Here is a 20020-nt window from a genome sequence, read left to right on the forward strand (position 1 = left end):
GCGATGGAGAGGAAAGAATGGTGCCTAGTCCTTCGGCGGCTCGGCGCGGGTGCCGGTGTTGATCTCGGGCACATAGAGGCCGGTGACCAGGCGGGTGGCAAAGCCGGCGGGCTGGGTGCGGGGGCCATAGCGAGCGCAGGGGTCGGGGTCGGCGATGGGACGGACGGCGCGGCCCGTGGGAGCGAAGGTATCACCGACGGCATCGCCAAACGGCTCGGCCATCTGCAGGGCGTCCCCGACGCGCGACAGGGAGGGGCTGTCGGTGCCCACGACATTGGCGTTGCGGGCCCAGGCGAGGGCGGCGACCTGCATGCCGCCCGGCGCGACCAGTTCGGCCTCGGCGGCCAGGCCCCCGGTGGTGCCGGGCACACGCAGGGTGCCGGGGCCGGGGATCAGGACATTGGCCACAGCGGCGACGCCAGACCCGGCCGCTCCCGTCGGATTGATGCCCGTCACCGCCGTGCGGACGCGGGCGGCATTGGCGGCACTGTCGACGATGGTGAACCGCTCACTCATTTCGTAGCAGACCTGACGATCGACCTCGCGCAGCACCAGGGCCCGATCCGCCTCGGACAGGGCGTCGCCTGCGCCGGAGGCCAGGACCGACGGCTCCAGATAGACCTGTTCGACGGCATTGGCCGCCGCGTCGTCGCGCCGTTCACGGATCGAGGCGCGCAGGGTGTCGTCGCGGGTCGTCAGGCCGTCATAGCTGGTCAGGAACCCGGCGTTGGCGGCGGGTGCCGTCTGGCAGGCGGCGAGGGCGGACCCCGCGAGCAGCAGGAGGGCGAGACGCTTCATGGCAGAACCTGTCGGTAGGAGGAGATCGTGCGCCCTAACGCGCGGACGTCAGAAAGGATCAGATATCCGGGCATTGTCTTTGATCGACCAGCGCCTATCGTTTCGTCACACGGGGCCGGGGCTTGAGACGAAAGACGACACCTATGCCAGAGGCCGATCCTTTCGTTCAGTTGCGCGAGGTTTTCGCAGGGCGGAGCGCCCTGTTGCTGGAGGATGATGCGGCCCTGTCCGGCCATGTCGCCGACCGTTTGCTGGATGCGGGTTTCGACCGGGTCTGCTGCGTCGAGAGCGGCGAGGAGGCGTTGGAAGCCGTAGGCAGGGAAGCGTTCGATGTGCTGATCCTGGACCGGATGACGCGCGGGCTGGACGGGCTGGAGACGCTGAAGCGCATGCGGGCGGGCAACAGCCTGTCCTATGACGCCCCGGCTCTGATGCTGACGGCCCTCGGGGCCGAGCGCCAGCGGGTCGAGGGTCTGATCGGCGGGGCCGACGACTATCTGTCCAAGCCGATCGGCGACGAGGAACTCCTGGCGCGCATCGCGGCCCAGCTGCGTCGCGCCGCCCGGCGGGCCCGGCCCGTGGGCGCCGATCTGATCAATGGGCCATTCCGGCTGGCGACCGGCGCGCGGACGCTGAAGCTGGAGATCGGGGGCCAGTCGCGGCTGATCGACCTGTCGCCGCTGGAGTTCGCCATCGTCTGCGAGTTGGTCGCCGCGCGCGGCCAGCCGGTGACCAAGACCATGCTGTGGGAGAAATGCTGGGTGGAGTGGACCTTCCTGCCCGACAACTTCGTCAACATCATCGACGCCCGCATCAGCGCCCTACGCCGGCGGCTGAAGGAGCAGGCCCCGGAACTGGGCGAGGACCTGCATCCCTTGATCGTGTCGGCACGCAGCCAGAGCCTGATCTTCCGCGACCTGTCCGACTGGACCCGATGACGACGGGCTGGCGGCGAGATCGATGGAGCGTCGACGGCCTGCGGCGCAGACTGGGGCGGGGCACCTCGACCCAGCTGGTGGTCCTGATGGCCGTGGTGGCGGCCCTGGCGCTGACCGGCTCTCTGTATGTGACGGGTGCGGCGGTGCGGACCGACCAGCGCGAACAGGCCGCCCTGGCGGCGCTGGATGACTATGGCTCCATGGTGCAGAAGCTGGGCATCGAGACGGGGCTGGGCAGCGCGACCCTGACCGAGGGCGACACGACATTTCTGGCCGGCTGGCTGGCGACCTTCCAGAGCGGCAATGCGCGAGGCGCGCGGACGCTGGAGGAAACCTGCCGCACCGGACGGGGCGGGGCCGGCGTGCGCTACATCCGCTCGCCCGTCGGGCCGCCCGTGGGTCTGGCCGCCCTGGCCGATACCCAGGCGGATCGAGCGCCGGGTCTGGGCGAAGATGTCTATGTCATCTCCTTGGACAAGGGCATGCTGTGCCCCAATCGCGCCGTAGAGGTCGTGGCCGTGCGCCGCCCAGTCGGCCCGCTGGACATCATCGTCGGCCGGGTGGTGGATCGGTCCGGCGAGGCCTGGGGACGAGCCGTGATCGTGGTGCTCGGTGCCGGGCTGGCCCTTCTGGCCATGGGACTGGGCGCTGCCGCCTTCGCTCGCCAGCGCCTGACCCGCGCGGTGACCGAGGTCAGTCAGGCCCTTGATAGGGCCGGGATTGGCGATTTTTCGCTGAGAGCCCCCGAGACGGCGGTCGCGCCCGAGCTGACGGAGCTGACTGGCCATGTGAACGGCACGTTGGACCGACTAGAGGAACTGCTGAGCTGGCTGCGGGACTCGGCCGATCAGCTGGCGCATGATTTTCGAACGCCCCTGGCCCGCGCCACCGCGCGGCTGGACCGTCTGAAAGAGGCAGAGCTTTCGCCCGAGGCCCTGCGTCTGGCAATGGAGGTCGAGGCGGACCTGACCCAGCTGACGCGCGCCATGAACGAGGCCATGACCCTGCGTGACGGCGAGGCCTGGGTGTTCGAGACCGTGCGTTTGGACCAGCTGGCGGCCTCTGCCGCCGACCTCTACGACGCTCTGGCCGAGGATCGCGGTGTGACCATCCGCGTCGAGGCCGAGCCCGTGCGGGTACTCGGTGTGCGGTCCCTGCTCCTGAGGGCCGTGACCAATCTGGTGGACAATGCGGTCAAGTTTTCGCCCGAGGGCAGTACGGTCACCCTAAGCGTCGGGATGCGCGACGATCGACCCTTTCTGTCGGTCGCTGATCAGGGCCCCGGCTTCGCTGTGGAGGCCCTGAGCGATCCGGCGGTCGCTGTCGCCAGAGCCGTCGCGCAAGGTCGGGAGAGCCACGGCATGGGTCTGGCCTTTGTCCGCACCGTCCTGAAGCGACATGGCGCGACCATGACGATTGGTGACGCCGCGCCGGGGGCAGTCGTCACGGCGCAATTCTCGCGCTAGGGTCGCCGTATCTTTCAAAGAGGCATGCAATGCGGCGTTTGATGATCCGGGCTTCCCAATGGTCCGCCCTGGCCCTGGTCGCGGCTGTGCCGCTGACTGTTGCGGGGCATGCGGCGGCGCAGGACCCGACCTTCTTCGACAATCAGCGCGGGGTGTTCAGCTTCGCCACCGGGCTGGAACAGTCCCTGCCGGCGGTGGTTCAGGTGACGACCCTGGCCCAGTCCAGCGGGCCGTCATCCGGCGACAACGAACCCCGCCAGATTTCCAGCGGGTCGGGCGTCATCGTGGATGCGGCCCAGGGCATCATCATCACCAACAATCACGTGGTCGAGGGCGGGGGCAAGTTCACGGTCGACCTGTTCGACGGTCGACTGTTCGACGCCACACTGGTCGGGACGGACAAGGCGACGGACCTGGCCGTGCTGAAGATCGAGGCGACGGGCCTGGCCCAGGTCGAGGTGACGGATTCAGAGTCGCTGCGGACCGGCGACCTGGCCTTTGCCGTCGGCTATCCGCTGGGTCTGGACCAGACCCTGACCATGGGCGTCATCTCCGGCCTGGGGCGGTCGGGCATGGGCGACCGGATCGAGGACTATATCCAGACCGACGCCGCGGTGAACTCCGGCAACTCGGGCGGGCCGCTGCTGGACAGCCGCGGTCGGCTGATCGGCATCAACACCTCCATCCTGTCGGGTGGGGGCGGCGGCAACGACGGCATCGCCTTCGCCGTGCCGACGCGGATCATGCTGTACGTCGCAAACCAGCTGCGCGAGACCGGCGAGGTCAGGCGCGGCAAGACCGGAGCCATTCTGGGGTCGCTGAACGCGACGCGCGCCCGCAGCTTCGGCCTGCGCATCGTGCGCGGGGCCGTGGTCGAGGATGTGGCCCCGGGATCGAGTGCCGAGGCGGCCGGATTGAAGCGCGGCGACATCCTGACCCGCATCCACGACAGGGCCATCTCCAATGCCGGAACCGTCAACGCCACCATCGGCGTCGCTGCGCCGGGGACGGAACTGGCGGTCGTCTATCTGCGTGACGGGGTCGAAGGGCGCACGACCCTGACGGTCGAGGATTCGACCACCAAGGACGTCGCGCTCGGGGCCGAGGTCCTGATCGGACGCGGCGCATCGGTGCGGGCGGCCTCGGACGGGCTGGTGGTGTTCGCGGTCGAGGGGGGCTCGTCCGCCGCAAACGCCGGGCTGATGGCCGGTGATGTGATCCGCTCGGTCGATGAGCGTCGGGTGTCCAGCCTGTCGGCCCTGGGTCAGGCGCTGGAGGGCGAAGGGCGGCGACGCCTGAGCGTCCAGCGCGGCGCGGAAACGCCGACGATCACCCTGGAGTGACCTCGATCCCGGACAGCAAAACGCCCGCCTGGCCGGAGGGGGGAAGGTGGCTGGGCGGGCGTCTCTGCTTTGGAGGAAGCATCGGCCCGCCGGAGCCCATCGTGGAGAAATCCAGGGGGGCTGGGGGGGCTGTTCAGGTTCCGGGACCGCTCCGGACTCTGGCGAGCCGATGAGACAGGTTTCCCCCTCCATGACGGCGGGCGATGGGCCGAATGGCGGCGATTTCGTGTTCGGGCGCATTTATTGACGAAGCGACGTTCGGCGGCGACGGATACTGGCATTTGGCCGGATGCAGCCTAATCTTCATGGCATGAACGATGTCGCCGACCTGCAGTCGCAACCCGGCCCGGTCTTCTTCGACCGGACCGAACTGGGCCTGATCCTGAGGGTCTATGGCCGGATGGTCGCGGCGGGGGAATGGCGCGATTATGCGATGATCGGGCACCGGGATGTGGCGGAGTTCGCTGTCTTCCGCCGCTCGGGCGACGCGCCGCTCTACCGCATCGAGAAACGCCCGGCCCTGCGCCTGAAACAGGGGCAGTGGGCCGTCATCGGCGAGGGCGGCATTGTCCTTCGTCGTGGCCGCGAGCTGCCGCAGGTGCTGAGGGTGTTCGATAGTCGCAAGTTCAGAGTGGTGGAATAGCAAAAGGGCCCGGATTGCTCCGGGCCCTTCTCGTTGTTTGGACTGTCCCCGCTCAAGCAGCGAGTGACCGCGTCGCGAGCGTTAGCACCCTAGGATCAACGACGCCCACCGAACAGCGCCAGCAGAAACTGGAACATGTTGATGAAGTTGATGTACAGGCTCAGCGCGCCGTAGCTGGTGGCCACGCCCATGGCGTTCCGATCGCCGCCCAGGGCATAGTAGGTCATCTTCAGCCGCTGGGTGTCGTAGGCGGTCAGGCCGGCGAAGATCAGGACGCCGACTGCGCTAATGATTAGCTGCATCATCGGGTTTTGCAGGAAGATGTTGACCACCGAAGCAATGATCAGGCCGATGACGCCCATGATCAGGAAGCTGCCGAAACCGGTCAGATCCTTCTTCGTCGTATAGCCGAACAGGCTCAGCGCGCCGAAGGCGGCGGCCGTGATCAGGAAGGTCTGGACGACCGATGCGCCGGTGTAGACCAAAACGACGGTACCCATGGAGGCACCGATCAGGGCCACGACCAACCAGTACAGGCCGCCCGCGCTGGCCGCCGTCGGATTCTTCATGACGAAGTTGGAGCCCAGCAGAACGACCAGCGGCGAGAAGGCCACAATCATGCCCAGCAGGGTGAAGCCGGTCAGGCGGGTCACGCCGTCGGGGAACACCTGGGTGGCGAACAGCAGGTCGCGCACGGCCGGGACCGAGCCGGTGACATAGGCCAGGACGGCCGAGACCAGCAGGCCCAGGGCCACCTTGTTGTAGACGCCCAGCATGAAGCTGCGCAGGCCCGCGTCGACCGACATGTCGGCGGTGACGTGGGCGGAATAGCCGTTTCTGAAATCGCTCATCGCGAGATCGTCCTCCAAATCCGGTCGGGCGAACCCCAACCTTTGCACCAATATCGGGCGCGGCCGGCCCTTCCGCAAGGAAAACCGGACTTGGGGCAAAGGCTGCATCCCGCTACGAACGGTCGCATGATCCGTCTGTTCACCGCCCTGTCGATCCCCGAGGATGTGGCCACAAGCCTGGCCTTGCGCCAGACCGGCCTGCCCGGCGCGCGCTGGCGCACGGCCGAGCAGTTGCACGTCACCCTGGCCTTTTACGGCGAGATCGACGAGCGCCGGGCCGACGATCTGGCGCTGGAACTGGAGCGGGCGCAAGGCACCGGGCCGTTCGAGATCGAACTAACCGGCGTCGGTTCGTTCGGCGAGGGGCACCGCAGCCACACCCTGTGGGCCGGCGTCGCGCCGTGCGAGCGGCTGGGCGTGCTGGCCGGGCGCTGCAAGGCGGCGGCGGAGCGTGCGGGGGTGAAGATGGAGAAGCGGACCTATCACCCCCACGTCACCCTGGCCTATCTCAACAGCCAGACCGATCCGGCGAAGCTGGGGGCGTGGGTGGTCCAGAACAATCTGCTGCATTCGCCGCCGATCCGCATCGAAGGCTTCGGGCTGTATTCCAGCACGCTGAAGAGCGACGGCAGTCTCTATCAGCTGGAGCAGCTGTATCGCCTATGACCGGACCCATCCTGGAAACCGAACGCCTGACCCTGCGTCCCACGGCGCTGGAGGACTTCCCGCGCTGGGCCGAGCTGATGGCCGATCCGGAGACGGCGCGCTTCATCGGCGGGGTGCAGCAGCCCCCGGCGACCTGGCGGGCGATGATGTCGATGGCGGGGGCGTGGAGCCTGACGGGCGTGGCGATGTTCTCGGTCATCGAGCGTGAGACGGGCTTGTGGCTGGGCCGGATCGGGCCGTGGCAGCCGCTGGGCTGGCCCGGCACGGAGGTGGGCTGGAGCCTGCATCCCGACGCCCACGGCAAGGGCTATGCGATGGAGGCGGCGGTCGCCAGCATCGACTATGCCTTCGATGTTCTGGGCTGGACCGAGGTCATCCACTGCATCGATCCGGACAATGGGCCGTCGCAAAAACTGGCCGAACGGCTGGGCTCCACCAACCTGGGCCCCGGGACCTTGCCGGCCCCGTTCGAGACGGCGCGCGTCGACATCTGGGGCCAGAGCCGGGATCAATGGCGGGCGCGGGGGCGTTAGGGCCACGCTTTGCGCGCTCGGTCCCCTTCGGCTAACGAGACGGCAGGGTCTATTTGAAGGGTTTGCGATGCGCGTACTGGTTCTGGGTGGTGACGGCTTCTGCGGCTGGCCGACGGCGCTGCACCTGTCGGCGCGGGGCTGGGACGTCTGCGTCGTCGACAATCTGAGCCGCCGCAACATCGACAACGAGCTGGAGGTCCAGTCGCTGACGCCCATTCGCTCCATGGGCGAGCGGATCGCGGCCTGGCAGGAGGTCAGCGGCAGGACCATCGACTTCGTCAACATGACCGTCGGCAAGGAGTTCGACCGCCTGGTCGCCCTGATCCGTGACTGGCAACCTGACAGCGTCGTCCATTTCGCCGAGCAGCGCGCGGCCCCCTATTCAATGAAGTCGGCCCGGCACAAGCTGTACACGGTCGACAACAATCTGAATGCCACCAACCATCTGCTGGCGGCCATCGTCGAGAGTGGGCGCGACGTGCATCTGGCGCACCTGGGAACGATGGGAGTCTATGGCTATACGACCGCCGGCCTGCGTATTCCGGAGGGATATCTGAAGGTCACGGTGGACACCGACTTCGGCCCGACCGAGCAGGAGATCCTGTTCCCGCCCAACCCGGGGTCGATCTATCACATGACCAAGACCCAGGACGCCCTGCTGTTCCAGTTCTATGCCAAGAACGACGGCGTGCGGATCACCGACCTGCACCAGGGCATCGTCTGGGGCACCCAGACTGAAGAGACGCGCCGGGACGAGCGGCTGATCAACCGGTTCGATTACGACGGTGACTATGGCACCGTCCTGAACCGTTTCCTGATGCAGGCGGCGGTCGGCTATCCGCTGACGGTGCATGGCACGGGCGGCCAGACGCGGGCCTTCATCCACATCCAGGACACGGTGCGCTGCGTCGAACTGGCGCTGAAGAACCCGCCGAAGACAGGAGATCGGGTCAAGATTCTGAACCAGATGACCGAAAGCCGCCGGGTCCGCGACCTGGCCGGCATGATCGCCGAGATGACGGGGGCCGAGGTTCACAATGTCCCCAACCCACGCCAGGAGGCGGACGAGAACGAGCTGGTCGTGGCCAATGACCAGTTCCGCGATCTGGGGCTCAAGCCCATCACCCTGGCGCAAGGCCTGATGGACGAGGTGACGGACATCGCGCGGCGATATGCCGACCGAGCCGATCCGGCCAAGGTGCCGTGCGTCTCGACCTGGAACAGCAGACGGGCCGAGGCGGTGAAGACGGAAAAGCCCGTCACCGCCGCTCCGACACGTTTGGCCTCTGCGCGCGCGATCCCGGCCTGAGGTCGCATCAGCGTGTCCGCAGTCGGTTCCGATCTTCTGATCTTCGGCGGCGGCTGGCTGGGCGAGGCTGTCGCCAAGGAAACGGTCGCCCGCGGTGATCGCGTCGTCCTGACCAGCCGCGCCCCCGCGCGACGCGCAGAGCTGGCGGCCTCCGGTTTCGAGGCCATCGACCCCGCCGATACAGCGGCGCTGACACACGCCGCTGGCAGGGCAAAGACCATCCTCGTCACCGCGCCCCCAGGAGCGTCAGGCTGTCCGGGGCTGGAGGTCCTCATGCCTGCGATCACTGCATCGGGGGCCTATCCGGACTGGATCGGCTACATCTCCTCGACAGCCGTCTATGGCGACCGGGACGGGGGCTGGGCATTCGAGGACGACGCCCTGAACGCCGCCAGCCTGGAGGGCGCACGGCGCGTTCGGGCCGAGCGGGACTGGCTGGATGCGGGCCGGGGCATGGGGCTGACGGTGCAGATCTTTCGGCTGCCGGCGCTTTACGGCCCCGGCCGCTCGCCGATCGACCGGTTGCGCGACGGCACGGCGCGGCGGGTGCGCAAGCCCGGACAGGTGTTCAACCGCATTCATGTGGACGATGTCGTCAGCGGCCTGTTCGCCTCCATGGCCAGGCCGCATCCGGGCCGGGCCTATACGCTGTGCGACGACGAACCGGCTGCGGCAGATGCGGTCATGGAATGGGCGGCCACCGAAATGAGGCTGCCGCAACCGCCCGCGGTCGACTGGACCGATCCGTCCGTCAGCGACGGCATGCGGCGGTTCTATCTCGATTCCAAGCGGCTTTCGAATGCCCGCGCCAAGGCCGAGCTGCGTTGGCGGCCCCAATATCCGACCTACCGCGAAGGCCTGAAAAGCCTGATGTGAAGCCGCAACACGCTGCACACGATTTCGTTTTGACAATGTACTTTACAAAGCAAAGCGCTTGTCCTATGTCGTCGGCCAAGGAGGACTTCATCATGACCCATGACCCTATCGACACCCCCGCCGACATCGCCTGGATGCGGCAACTGGCCGAGGAAGGCGCGCAGACGCCTATGCGCGGCGGTTCGTTTCTGATGACCGGCGGCCTGGTGTTCGGCGTGGCCAGCCTGTGCCATTGGGCCTTTGCGACCGGCCTGCTGCCGGGCGGTATGGATGCCGTCTGGATTCCCTGGCTGGCGTCCGGCGTGATCTTCGCCGCCTTCATCGCCATCGCGACGCCGCAGCTGAAGCGCACGGAGACGGTCCTGACAACGGCCAACAAGGCCTCGGCCATCGCGTGGTCGGCCATGGGCTGGGGCATCTTCGCGATGTTCGTCTCGATGGTGACGCTGGGCTGGAAACTCGGCATGGACACCCTGCCCGTCATCTCGGCCCTGATCCCGTCGATCATCCTGGTCTTCTATGCCACCGGCTGGGCCGTCAGCGCCGTCATGCACCGGTCGCGGGCCATGTGGATCCTGTCGATCGCCAGCTTCATCGCCGCCCCCGTGCTGGCCCTTTTTGCCGGTAGCACGGCGCAATACCTAGCCTATGCGGCAGCCCTGATCGGCCTGATGGGTCTGCCCGGCTATGTGTTCATGCGGGCGGCCGGAAAATGAGCGAGGCCGCGGCAAAGGTCGAAGACAGCTTCGACATCAACCGCATCGACGACGTCATCCACGGACGGGTTCGCCTCGGCATCATGGCGATCCTCTCGGGGGTGGAGAGCGCGGACTTCAACACCTTGAAGACCCGGCTTTCAGCCACGGACGGCAATCTGTCGGTGCATCTGCGGAAGCTGGAGGATGCCGGGTTCGTAGTGGTGACCAAGCGGTTCGAGGGCCGTAAGCCCCTGACCGAGGCGAGTATGACCCCTTCGGGACGCAAGGCCTTCATCGCCTATCTGGACGCCATGCAGGGGCTCGTAAAGGGCGCGCCGGGCTGAGAAGCCGATACGGTGGCGAGCGGTCATGGGGTCGGCTAGAAGCGCCCCATGACCGACCGCATTCATCGCTTCGACGACCTGGATAATTTCCGCGACTTCGGGGACTACGACACGGCGGCCGGGCGTCGGCTGAGGACAGGCCACCTTTTCCGCGCAGGGCATCAAGCGCGGGCCAGCGATGCGGATCTGGAACGGCTGGAGGCCCTAAACATCGCCACCGTGGTGGACCTGCGACGCCCCAGCGAACGACGGGATCAGCCCTCGCGGCGATGGGCCAGCTTCGACGGCCAAGTCATCGAAAGCGATCTGGACGACGGCGGCGAGGCCCCTCACATGAAGTTTCTCCGCGAGGCGGAACTGACGCCCGTGTCCGGTCGGGCCTTCATGATCGACACCTACCGGACCCTGCCGTTCGACGAGGGGCATCTGGACACTTTCAGCCGGTACTTCCGCGCCCTGGGCGACAGCGACCGGCCGGTCCTGATCCACTGCGCCGTGGGAAAGGATCGCACCGGAACCTTGGCGGCCCTGACGCATCATCTGCTGGGCGTGCACCGCGACGACATGATCGCCGACTATGTGCTGACCAATACCGCCGTCGATCTGGAGGCCCGTGCCCCCGCCATCGCGCGCCAGCTGGAGAAACGGACAGGCCGGGTCGCCTCGCATGAAGCGGTGGTCGCGTTTCTGGGCGTCGATGCGGTGTTTCTCGAGACGGCTCTGTCGACGATCAATGAGCGCCATGGCTCCGTCGACGCCTATCTGGAACAAGCGCTGGGTGTGGACGCCGCCTTGCGCGACCGGATCGGCGAACGGTTGAGCGCATGACCCTGATGGCGCGCCAGGTGAGGGCGTACGACTGGCGCGAGCCCCTGGCGGTGGCCAACGGGCTGAGAGACCGCGACGGGCTGCTGGTCCTGTTGTCCGACGGCGGCGCACTGGGGCGGCGATCCTTCGTGGCGGCCGAACCGGACCGTGTTCATGTCGGGCCGCTGGTGGACAGCACTCGGCTGGAGGCGTTGCGCGACCCGGATTTTGCCACGGCCACGGTCGGCCTGATCGCCTATGACGCCGGGGCGCGACCGGCGACAGGCGAGCGGGCGTCGGCCTGGCCCGACCTGATGCTGGCGCGCTATCCGGCGCTGCTGGTGTTCGATCATCAGGCCCGGACAGTCGAGGCCGTGGGGCGTGGTATCGATGCGGCGGCGGCACAGGATGCGTGCGACCGCGCGGCGCGCTGGCTCGACCATGCTGCGACGCCAAATGTGCCGCGCGCACCGGCCGTCGACTTCGTGGAGGAGGCATCTCCGTCGGCCTATCGCGCCGCCGTCGCCGATGTGGTGAAGCGAATCGCCGCGGGCGAGCTGTTTCAGGCCAATATCGCCCGGGCCTGGTCCGGGACGTTGAAACCCGAGACCGGGCCGTTCGATGTGCTGCTGCGGCTGGCGGGGCGCGAGGCTGCCTTCGGAGCGTTCTGGCAGATCGGCGACCGGGCTATCGTGTCGAACTCGCCCGAGTTGTTCCTGACCTTCGATTCGGACGACGGGCGGATCGAGACCCGGCCCATCAAGGGCACCCGCAGGCGGGATGCCGATGCGGAGCGAGATGCGGCCCTGGCCGCCGATCTGCGCGACAGCACCAAGGACCGGGCCGAAAACCTGATGATCGTCGATCTCATGCGCAACGATCTGTCGCGCGTGGCGGCAGCTGGCTCAGTCCGCGTCGAGTGTCTGTTCGAGATCGAAAGCCATCCGACGGTGCATCACCTGGTCTCGACCGTCGTGGCGAAAGCGCGAGACGGCACAAGCGCTGCGGACCTGCTGGAGGCCACCTTCCCGCCCGGCTCCATCACCGGCGCGCCCAAGCATCAGGCGATGAAGGTGGTCGCTGCACATGAGGCCCCGCGTGGCCCGTGGTGCGGGAGCCTGTTCCACATCGACGACGATGGAAAACTGACGGCCTCGGTGCTGATCCGGACAGCATCTTTCGAGAAGGCCAAGGGAATTTGGCGCTTCAGAACCTTGGCCGGGGCCGGCATCGTCGCCGACAGCGATCCGGAGGCGGAGCTGACCGAGACAGAGGCCAAGATCAGGGCGCTGCGAGAGGCCCTGACGGCTCAGCAGTTGGAGCAGGCCACCTTGTCCACCACGCGCGGCCGCAGATAAAAAACTCGCCCCAGTTCGGTGATGCCGGGCAAGAACTGATCCACGGGTGACTGATAATCGTAGATCGCCTCTGCGACGATCAGGCTCTCGCCATTTCCTATAAGGCCTGCAGGAACTGACACAGGATCTTCAAGATCCTCCATGTTGCGCCCGAAACTCCAGTCGACATCGACTACGCCGTCTGCACCTCGGGTCACGCTTGAGACCCGAACCTGCAGGGGTGTCGGCGAGAACGGCTGCATGATCTCATTGCCGATGTTGAAGATATCGTTGAGGTCATTCTGGTTCACCGTCTGCGCTTGAGCCGTCAGGTCCGCAATCATAGACGTGACGTGGCTCATACGCTTCTGGGCCATATAACCCTGACATAGCTCAGCCATGCCAAAGTAAAAAAGGATGATCAGGGGAGCCAGCAGCGCGAATTCGACTGCGGCGAGACCAGTCTGATCTTGACGGAAGCGGCTCAGCGCTTTGTGTAAGGCGATCATGGCGGTTCATTCCGAAAGGCCGTCGCAGCCATGAGGCGGGCACTGCGCGGCTCTGTGGAAAGTCGCGAGAGACCTTGCGACAAAAAGGTGGTCATCAAGGGCTGCTTGTACCAGACCCTCACGAGGACTGGACTGCCGAAAGTACCGTAGTCAAAGTCGAGTTGGCTTTCGTTGAAACTGACCCCATCCTCCATGGGGTCAGGCACGGGCGCGCCAAAAGCAGGAATGACCCGCACGTCGATACGAATGCGTTCATCGCAGTCGGTTGCGAAAGCGCTCATCCTCCCACACAGGTCATCCCGGAACTGCTCGGGCGTCATGTTTGCAGCACGAGCCTGACCGGTTCGAATAAGTCGTCCACTTTCCATCGTGGCGTTGGAAAGAGATGAGTCCACGACGAACACCAAACCCAGTTCGAGAATGGCGAAAATCATGAAAGCGAACGGCAGCAGAACCATAGCAAATTCCACCGCAGAGGAGCCTTTGCGTCCGCTGCGCGCGCAACGGCTGCTGCCGCGTTTGCCAAAAGCGAGCGTCTGCCAGAGGAGTCGCGCCACGGTTGTTACCGTGAGGCTGGCGGGGAAGAGGGTGCAGTCGACGCTCCGCCTGGCCCTCTCAGGGTGGGTGAACAGGATGTACCGCACGCCATTTCAGTGGCCTGTCCACCACGCCAGACACGCACGCGACCGGCACCCGAACCGTCTGTCACCACGATCTGTCGCTGGAAAACGGTGCGTCCGATAGCGTCTACGGCGACGATCTCGGTGACTCCATAGCCCTTGCCAGTGATGTACAGCGTGTTCGAATCCACGACTGTAACATCGGCGATCTGCGGGTTGCCGACGATGACTGACCCCGCGGCACCACGCAGCGGCACGCGCAGGGCTTGGTCGATCTCGACATTCAGCGGTGCCGTTTGAGCGATCGTCGTCGCAGGCGTGGCCAAGGCGACAGTCAATGCCAAGGCGGCGAAGGTGGGGTATGTCCGAAACATGGCGTCGACTTCCAATGAACAGGCGCGCGCGTGAGCGCTGGGCGATCATCGGTCGCAAACCTCAACAAACTTTAAATCTTGATCACCGTCCTCTTGAATACAGCAAGGCGCTCGACGGCCCGAGGACCCGGACTAAAAAAAGAGGGTAAATGCGAAAGTAACCATGACCTACTACCTGACTTTAACTTCGGTCGGTTTTTATAGGCATCGTTACGGGGGTGAAGCGGGCGACCGACCTCTCCCACAGTTGTCCGCTAGACCTTTTTTGAAAGAGAACAATCATGACCAAGTTCATTTCCAAGTTCGTTTCCGACGAGTCGGGCGCCACCGCCATCGAATACGGCCTGATCGCCGCCCTGATCGCCGTCGCGATCATCGGTGCCCTGGGCCTGGTGGGCGACGGCCTGATCGAGAAGTTCACGGAAGTCTCTGACGAGCTGTCCGCCTAATACTGGCGCTCGAGCTGCCAAGATGAGGGAGGCCGGAGCCAACGCTCCGGCCTTTTTTCATGCATTCCTGCTCTACGAGCAACCTGGCTTTAATAGCTGGGAAGCTAGGACGGACCGATGGAAATGCTCATCGTGCTCACCCTTGCGGTCATGCCGGCCCTGACCATTGTCGCGGGGCTCAAGGACATGACATCCATGACGATCCCCAACTGGATTTCTGCCGCACTGGTCATTGGCTTTTTTCCAGCAGCCTTGGCCGTCGGCCTGCCAATAATGTCCATCTTGACCCACGTCGGGGTCGGCGTCGCCGCCCTGCTCGCTGCCATCCTTCTGTTCGCTCTGCGTATATTCGGTGGCGGCGACGCCAAGCTTATGGCCGCGACCTGCCTCTGGATGGGTCTTGCGGGCACGCTGCCGTTCGTACTCTGGACCGCGGTGATGGGCGGTGTGCTGGGCTTGGTACTCATTCTCACCCGCCGGCATGCGCAGCCCCTACTCCCCGGAGCTCCTGGCTGGGTCGGCACTCTGCTGGCCCCCAAGGGCGCTATTCCGTACGGCATTGCCATCGCCGCCGGCGCTCTGATCGCTTATCCAGCCTCCCCGCTCGTAGTCACCTTTCTCGCCCGCTGATCGAACCACGATAGGTCGAAAACCATGGGTCGGCGTGTTTAGGGGGGCGTTAACTCCCGTCCCTGCATGCTTATTAACGGTAGAGCGCCACAGGACCCGATCCTGACGCGGCGCGGGGCTGCCGGAGATCGTGATGAAGCCTGCAAAAATCGCCGTGATAGCCGTCGCCGCCGTCGCCGCCATCGGTCTGGCCCTGGTGGTGCGCGCCATGGGTTCGGGAGGAGAGCCAACTGCTGTCGCTACGGCCGCGCCCGCCGAGGCGCGCCCTATGGCCCAAGTCCTGGTCGCCGCCAAGGATCTGGCCCCGGGTCAACGGCTGACCGAGGGCGACATGGCGTGGAAGGAGTGGGCTGTTGAAGAGGTCAATCCGGCCTTCATCACCGATGGGACCGTCCCAATCCCCACGGCTGCCGAACCCCAACCTGAAGCAGAGGAAGACAAGCCCAAAGGTGCGGTCGCCTCGGTCACCCGCGTTGCGACCAATCTGGCCACTGGGGGCGCGAAAGCTGACTATGTCGGTTCCGTCGTTCGTGAACCGATCCTCGCCGGTGAGCCAATCGTCGCCCGCAAGATCGTGCGGGCCGGCGATAGTGGCTACATGGCCGCCTATCTAGAACCGGGCATGCGCGCCATGTCGATTGGCATCGGAGTGGAGACCTCTGCAGGGGGCTTCATACTGCCAGGCGATCGCGTGGATGTGGTTTTGACGCGTGAGATCAACAACGATTCCACCGAAGGCAACCACAACAAGTTTGCGTCGTCTACGGTCTTGCAGAATCTGAAGGTTCTAGCCATCGATCAAGCCACGCGTGTCGGGGATGACGCCCAGACAGTGGTTGGCGCAACAGCGACGCTGGAAGTTGCGCCTGCTGATGCCGAGGCCCTGGCTCTGGCAGTTGCGGAGGGAGAGCTCAGCCTGTCGCTGCGCTCGTACGCCGACACCGGCGGACCCTCGGGGCGCACGTACACGCCCGCCCGACAAGCGCAATCCTCAGCCGTTCGCGTTTATCGCGGCGGTGACCCCGAAGTGGTTGTAGTCCAATGAAGCACCGCATTCTCGCAGGCTGTCTGGCGGTGCTGACCGCCGTGGTCGTGATCCCTGCATCTGCTGCGCCGGCCGCGGCGCAATCTCGCGCGGCCCTGCCGATGGGGTCAGGAAGCCAGTTGATCAACCTGCCGCGCGGCTCCTCAATGGCGGTCGATCTGCCCGCTGATGCCCGCGACGTGATCGTGCCCAATCCGATTGTGGCTGAAGCCATGCTGCACTCGCCGCGCCGCATCACCATAATAGGGCTGCAACCGGGCGAGACCGACGCTGTCGTCCTCGACGCCTCTGGCAGAACCATTCTTTCTTTGCGCATTCGCGTCGACGCAGGGGTATCTGCACTGCAAGATACCCTCAGCCGGATGATGCCGGGATCCCAGGTCCGCGCAGAGGCCGTCAACGACAGCATCATCCTGACTGGTCCAGCGTCCAGCCCGGGCGAGGCGGATCGTGCCACCCAAGTCGCTCGCGCCTTCGTTTCGGCCCCCGAGAAAGTCATCAATATGATGACGATTGCAGGCTCCGATCAGGTGATGGTCAAGGCCCGCGTTATCGAGGTGCAGCGCACGGCCATCAAACAACTGGGCGTCGACGTAAGCGCCTTGGTGTCCAATATCGGGGACGGTCTCACGTTCACGCAAAACGCGACCTTCGCGGTCGCGGGAAGCCAGTTGGGAGGCGGTATCCTCGGTTATGACGATGGTGCCTTGAGCACCAACCTGCGCGCATTCGAACGGGCCGGTCTCGTTCGCATCCTCGCAGAGCCCAACACCACAGCGGTAAATGGTGAGAGCGCCGAGTTTCTTGCGGGCGGCGAGTTTCCAGTGCCCGTAGGCCGTGACAACGACGGCAATATTCTGATCGAATTCAAACCTTACGGCGTCCGTCTGGCCTTCCGGCCCGTGGTGCTGTCTGAAGGGCGGATCTCGTTGCAGCTATCGACCGAGGTGTCGGAGCTGACTACCTCGGGAGCGTTCACGCTCGGGGGAACTGCAGACAACGCCCTCGTTATCCCTGCTTTGAATGTGCGGCGTGCATCATCGACCGTCGAACTGCCTTCCGGCGGATCTCTGATGATCGCGGGCCTGTTACGCGAGGATTTGCGCCAGAACATCGACCAACTTCCCGGTCTGGGCTCGGTTCCGGTTCTGGGGGCTCTTTTCCGATCCCGCGATTACATCAGCGGCGAGACCGAGCTCGTGATCGTGCTCGAGGCCTATATCGTATCGCCGACATCACCGGGTCGCCTCCAGACACCTGCTGACGGTCTGGTAATCGCCAACGATGCCCAGACCCTGCTGTTTGGTCAGTTGAACCAGCAGTACGGCCGCGGCAACGCCAATACTGCTTCCGACACCGGCTGGGCCGGCCCCGTCGGATACGTGATCGAGTGAGGTCCGCCGTGAAACATGCTTCCCTACTCGCCGCCGTGATAGCCTTGGGTTTGGCTGGTTGTTCGTCGGTCAGCACTGGTCAGATGAACGTCGCACCTGTGACGCCGCTGTCGCAGTATGTTCTGCAGGTGGAGCCCGGGATCGACCGCATTGCACTGGCTGTTCACGATCAGGGCCTGTCAGCCAATCAGCATCAGGCTCTGAGGGGGCTGGTATCGCGGTTCGTGTCCGAGCAGGCTTCCATTCTGCGCATCGAGTCGCCTTCTGGGAACGATCCCGCCGCAGCGGCACAGGCTTATGCGATGCGTGACGCCATGCAGGCGATGGGCGTGCCTGGCGATATGATCCAAGTCGTGGGCTATGACGCGCCAGACGCCCGTGCTCCGGTCTTGGCAGGCTTTGAAACCTTGCGCGCGCACGTCCCGGATTGTTCTGCTGAACCGCGCAATCTGGGTTCCCGCTTTTCCAACCTGCCGACTGGCGGCTTTGGGTGCGCCGTGACAGCCAACATGGCCGCACAGATTGCCAATCCACGCGACATACTCACCCCGCGCGAACTGCAACCTTCGGACAGCGGCCGTGCTGCCGTGGTGTTCGCCTTGTACCGCCAAGGCAAGCAGACCGCCGCGCCACAGGAGATTCTGGTGGCTGGCCGCATTTCAGAGGCCGTGGAATAGCACCGATGAGCAACGCCTTCGCACCCCGCGCCTTCGAGGATTTCGACGAGGACTTCGATCTGGACATGGGAGCCGACCTGACGCCGACGCCGGGCCACGCACCCCATCCCACGGCGGCATCAGCTCATCCCGGCTTCGTCCAGGCTCCGGCGCAGAGTGCGGAAGAGCGGGCTCCGCTCCGCTTCACGGCTCCGGCCGGGATCGCCCCCATGCCCCCCAGCACTCCTGCCGCCACGATGGCGGACGCGCCAGCCGACTGGACCGCCGTCGCCTCGCCCGAGGCCTCGGCTCCCCTTGCTATGCACGTTCCCGCGCAGGACGTGCCAGGCTCTTCGACACCCACGAGCGCGGTCATGCCGGCCATTCGTCCCGTCGAACAGGGCCACGGCACCTCGGGTTACAATCCGGTCGGTGAAATGGTTGCGGGCGCGTCTGCTGCCTTTTCGCCGCCAGTCACGACGACGCCCGAAGTGTTGGTGCCGCGCATTGCCATCCACATCTTCGCCGAGCGTCAGGACACCCTGGCCGCCGCCGATCGCGCGGCTCAGGACCGGAGGCTGTCGCGGGCCACGACCCAGATTCGGATAGGCGGCATTCCCGCGGCCGTCGAGGCCTATCAGCACGAGCCCACCCCGCCCCTTATCGTTGTCGAATGTCTCAGCGATCCACAGCGACTGCTTTGGGAAGTTGATCAGCTGGCCGAGGTCTGTGACGCGGGCACGAAAGTCGTGGTCATCGGCCCGACCAACGACATCCTTCTGTTCCGCGAACTGATGCGGCGCGGGGTCAGCGAATATCTGGTCGCGCCGTTGCAGCCACTGCAACTGATCACCGCCATCGGCGGCCTGTTCGCCGACCCGGCCCAGCCCTTCATCGGTCGTTCGATCGCCTTCGTCGGCGCGCGCGGCGGTTCGGGGGCCAGTTCGGTCGCGCACAACACCGCCTATGCTATCAGCGAGAAGATCGGGGCGAATACGGTTATCGTCGACTATGACCTGCCGTTCGGCACGGCCGGACTGGATTTCAACCAGGACCCGCTGAACGGCGTCGCCGACGCCCTGACTCAGCCGGACCGGCTGGATGCCACACTGCTGGACCGTATGATGGTCCGCTGCACCGACAAGCTGAGCCTGTTCGCGGCACCCGCCACACTCGATACCGACTGGGACATCTCAGCCGACGCCTTCGAGGAGGTGACCAGCCAGATCCGCTCGACGGCTCCGTTCGTGATCCTCGATTTGCCGCACCTGTGGTCGGGCTGGATGCGTCGCACCCTGATCACCGCCGATGAGGTGGTGGTGGTGGCCACGCCCGATCTGGCCAGCTTGCGCAATGCCAAGAACATGATGGACCTGATCCGTCAGGGGCGTCCGAATGATGCCCCGCCGCGTCTGGTTCTGAACCAGGTCGGCGTGCCCGGTCGCCCGGAAATCCCGGCCAAGGATTTCGGCACAGCCCTGGGCGTCCACCCGAGCCTGATCATTCCCTTCGATCCCAAGACCTTCGGTACCGCCGCCAACAACGGCCAGATGATCGTCGACGCCGGGGCCAAGTCCAAGGCGGCGGAAGCCTTCCAGACCCTGGCCCAGATCGTGTCCCAGCGCGAACTGCCCCAGGCCCAGCCCTCGAAGATGCGGGCCCTGCCGGCGCCGTCCGGTTCCAAGCCCGCAGGCAAGTCCCTGTTCGCCGGCCTGTTCAAGAAGAAGTCCTGAT

General features: G+C 65.5%; 23 protein-coding genes. 18 read left to right on the forward strand and 5 right to left on the reverse strand.

What is annotated here, in order from left to right; genetic code table 11:
• Positions 1-24: 24 nt before the first annotated feature.
• Entirely contained in the window at positions 25-798 is a 774-nt protein-coding gene (locus ACE3TH_RS11485) for a DUF3313 family protein (protein ID WP_374599808.1), read from the reverse strand.
• A gap of 143 nt (positions 799-941) precedes the next feature.
• Here ACE3TH_RS11485 and ACE3TH_RS11490 point away from each other — a divergent pair, with 143 nt between their 5' ends.
• From ACE3TH_RS11490 to ACE3TH_RS11505, 4 genes are all read left to right on the forward strand, one after another.
• A complete protein-coding gene (locus ACE3TH_RS11490; protein ID WP_374599809.1) occupies positions 942-1736 on the forward strand; it encodes a response regulator transcription factor in 795 nt (264 codons plus the stop codon).
• The gene (locus ACE3TH_RS11495) at positions 1733-3202 is read left to right on the forward strand and encodes an ATP-binding protein (protein ID WP_374599810.1); all 1470 of its coding nucleotides are present in this window, start codon (positions 1733-1735) and stop codon (positions 3200-3202) included. The genes ACE3TH_RS11490 and ACE3TH_RS11495 overlap by 4 nt, the downstream gene beginning before the upstream one ends.
• Before the next feature lie 29 nt (positions 3203-3231).
• Positions 3232-4545 carry a trypsin-like peptidase domain-containing protein gene (locus ACE3TH_RS11500; protein WP_374599811.1) on the forward strand — a complete coding sequence of 438 codons (1314 nt, stop codon included), beginning with the start codon at positions 3232-3234 and terminating at the stop codon, positions 4543-4545.
• A gap of 310 nt (positions 4546-4855) precedes the next feature.
• Complete coding sequence (locus ACE3TH_RS11505) at positions 4856-5188, forward strand: DUF2794 domain-containing protein (protein ID WP_374599812.1); 333 nt, start codon at positions 4856-4858, stop codon at positions 5186-5188.
• Positions 5189-5283: 95 nt separating this feature from the next.
• On the opposite strand, the gene ACE3TH_RS11510 is transcribed toward ACE3TH_RS11505, so the two are convergent.
• Positions 5284-6039 carry a Bax inhibitor-1/YccA family protein gene (locus ACE3TH_RS11510; RefSeq protein WP_374599813.1) on the reverse strand — a complete coding sequence of 252 codons (756 nt, stop codon included), beginning with the start codon at positions 6037-6039 and terminating at the stop codon, positions 5284-5286.
• Between the two features lie 126 nt (positions 6040-6165).
• On the opposite strand from ACE3TH_RS11510, the gene thpR reads away from it, so the two are divergent.
• The 8 genes from thpR to ACE3TH_RS11550 all read left to right on the forward strand — a co-directional run bounded on the left by thpR (position 6166) and on the right by ACE3TH_RS11550 (position 12630).
• The gene (thpR, locus tag ACE3TH_RS11515) at positions 6166-6705 is read left to right on the forward strand and encodes an RNA 2',3'-cyclic phosphodiesterase (protein ID WP_374599814.1); all 540 of its coding nucleotides are present in this window, start codon (positions 6166-6168) and stop codon (positions 6703-6705) included.
• Complete coding sequence (locus ACE3TH_RS11520) at positions 6702-7238, forward strand: GNAT family N-acetyltransferase (RefSeq protein WP_374599815.1); 537 nt, start codon at positions 6702-6704, stop codon at positions 7236-7238. The genes thpR and ACE3TH_RS11520 overlap by 4 nt, the downstream gene beginning before the upstream one ends.
• A gap of 67 nt (positions 7239-7305) precedes the next feature.
• A complete protein-coding gene (locus tag ACE3TH_RS11525; RefSeq protein WP_374599816.1) occupies positions 7306-8547 on the forward strand; it encodes an NAD-dependent epimerase/dehydratase family protein in 1242 nt (413 codons plus the stop codon).
• A gap of 12 nt (positions 8548-8559) precedes the next feature.
• A complete protein-coding gene (locus tag ACE3TH_RS11530; RefSeq protein ID WP_374599817.1) occupies positions 8560-9423 on the forward strand; it encodes an SDR family NAD(P)-dependent oxidoreductase in 864 nt (287 codons plus the stop codon).
• A 92-nt stretch (positions 9424-9515) separates the two neighbouring features.
• Positions 9516-10139, forward strand: a complete 624-nt coding sequence (locus ACE3TH_RS11535; protein ID WP_374599818.1) for a hypothetical protein — start codon at positions 9516-9518, stop codon at positions 10137-10139.
• Entirely contained in the window at positions 10136-10465 is a 330-nt protein-coding gene (locus tag ACE3TH_RS11540; RefSeq protein WP_374599819.1) for a winged helix-turn-helix domain-containing protein, read from the forward strand. Before ACE3TH_RS11535 ends, ACE3TH_RS11540 begins: the two co-directional genes overlap by 4 nt.
• Positions 10466-10513: 48 nt before the next feature.
• Positions 10514-11293: a tyrosine-protein phosphatase gene (locus ACE3TH_RS11545; protein ID WP_374599820.1), complete on the forward strand. Its 780-nt coding sequence runs from the start codon at positions 10514-10516 to the stop codon at positions 11291-11293.
• Positions 11290-12630 carry an anthranilate synthase component I family protein gene (locus tag ACE3TH_RS11550; RefSeq protein WP_374599821.1) on the forward strand — a complete coding sequence of 447 codons (1341 nt, stop codon included), beginning with the start codon at positions 11290-11292 and terminating at the stop codon, positions 12628-12630. Before ACE3TH_RS11545 ends, ACE3TH_RS11550 begins: the two co-directional genes overlap by 4 nt.
• Here the strand turns inward: ACE3TH_RS11550 and ACE3TH_RS11555 are convergent.
• From ACE3TH_RS11555 to ACE3TH_RS11565, 3 genes are read right to left on the reverse strand one after another with little or no spacing between them, the layout of a single operon-like run.
• On the reverse strand, positions 12582-13118 hold the full coding sequence (locus ACE3TH_RS11555; protein ID WP_374599822.1) for a TadE/TadG family type IV pilus assembly protein: 537 nt from the start codon (positions 13116-13118) through the stop codon (positions 12582-12584). The genes ACE3TH_RS11550 and ACE3TH_RS11555 overlap by 49 nt on opposite strands.
• Complete coding sequence (locus ACE3TH_RS11560) at positions 13115-13675, reverse strand: TadE/TadG family type IV pilus assembly protein (RefSeq protein ID WP_374599823.1); 561 nt, start codon at positions 13673-13675, stop codon at positions 13115-13117. Before ACE3TH_RS11560 ends, ACE3TH_RS11555 begins: the two co-directional genes overlap by 4 nt.
• Before the next feature lie 5 nt (positions 13676-13680).
• Positions 13681-14112: a pilus assembly protein N-terminal domain-containing protein gene (locus ACE3TH_RS11565; protein WP_374599824.1), complete on the reverse strand. Its 432-nt coding sequence runs from the start codon at positions 14110-14112 to the stop codon at positions 13681-13683.
• A 281-nt stretch (positions 14113-14393) separates the two neighbouring features.
• Between ACE3TH_RS11565 and ACE3TH_RS11570 the strand changes: the two genes are divergently transcribed.
• The 6 genes from ACE3TH_RS11570 (at position 14394) to ACE3TH_RS11595 (ending at position 20019) form a co-directional block, all read left to right on the forward strand.
• Complete coding sequence (locus tag ACE3TH_RS11570; protein ID WP_374599825.1) at positions 14394-14561, forward strand: Flp family type IVb pilin; 168 nt, start codon at positions 14394-14396, stop codon at positions 14559-14561.
• 117 nt (positions 14562-14678) lie between these two features.
• The gene (locus ACE3TH_RS11575) at positions 14679-15191 is read left to right on the forward strand and encodes a prepilin peptidase (protein WP_374599826.1); all 513 of its coding nucleotides are present in this window, start codon (positions 14679-14681) and stop codon (positions 15189-15191) included.
• Positions 15192-15324: 133 nt separating this feature from the next.
• Entirely contained in the window at positions 15325-16236 is a 912-nt protein-coding gene (gene cpaB, locus ACE3TH_RS11580) for a Flp pilus assembly protein CpaB (RefSeq protein ID WP_374599827.1), read from the forward strand.
• Positions 16233-17630: a type II and III secretion system protein family protein gene (locus ACE3TH_RS11585; RefSeq protein WP_374599828.1), complete on the forward strand. Its 1398-nt coding sequence runs from the start codon at positions 16233-16235 to the stop codon at positions 17628-17630. The genes cpaB and ACE3TH_RS11585 overlap by 4 nt, the downstream gene beginning before the upstream one ends.
• An 8-nt stretch (positions 17631-17638) precedes the next feature.
• The gene (locus ACE3TH_RS11590; protein ID WP_374599829.1) at positions 17639-18307 is read left to right on the forward strand and encodes a CpaD family pilus assembly protein; all 669 of its coding nucleotides are present in this window, start codon (positions 17639-17641) and stop codon (positions 18305-18307) included.
• Positions 18308-18312: 5 nt separating this feature from the next.
• A complete protein-coding gene (locus ACE3TH_RS11595) occupies positions 18313-20019 on the forward strand; it encodes an AAA family ATPase (RefSeq protein WP_374599830.1) in 1707 nt (568 codons plus the stop codon).
• Position 20020: the final 1 nt, after the last annotated feature.

The sequence above is a fragment of the Brevundimonas sp. genome (assembly GCF_041919755.1).
Classification (GTDB): Bacteria; Pseudomonadota; Alphaproteobacteria; order Caulobacterales; family Caulobacteraceae; genus Brevundimonas.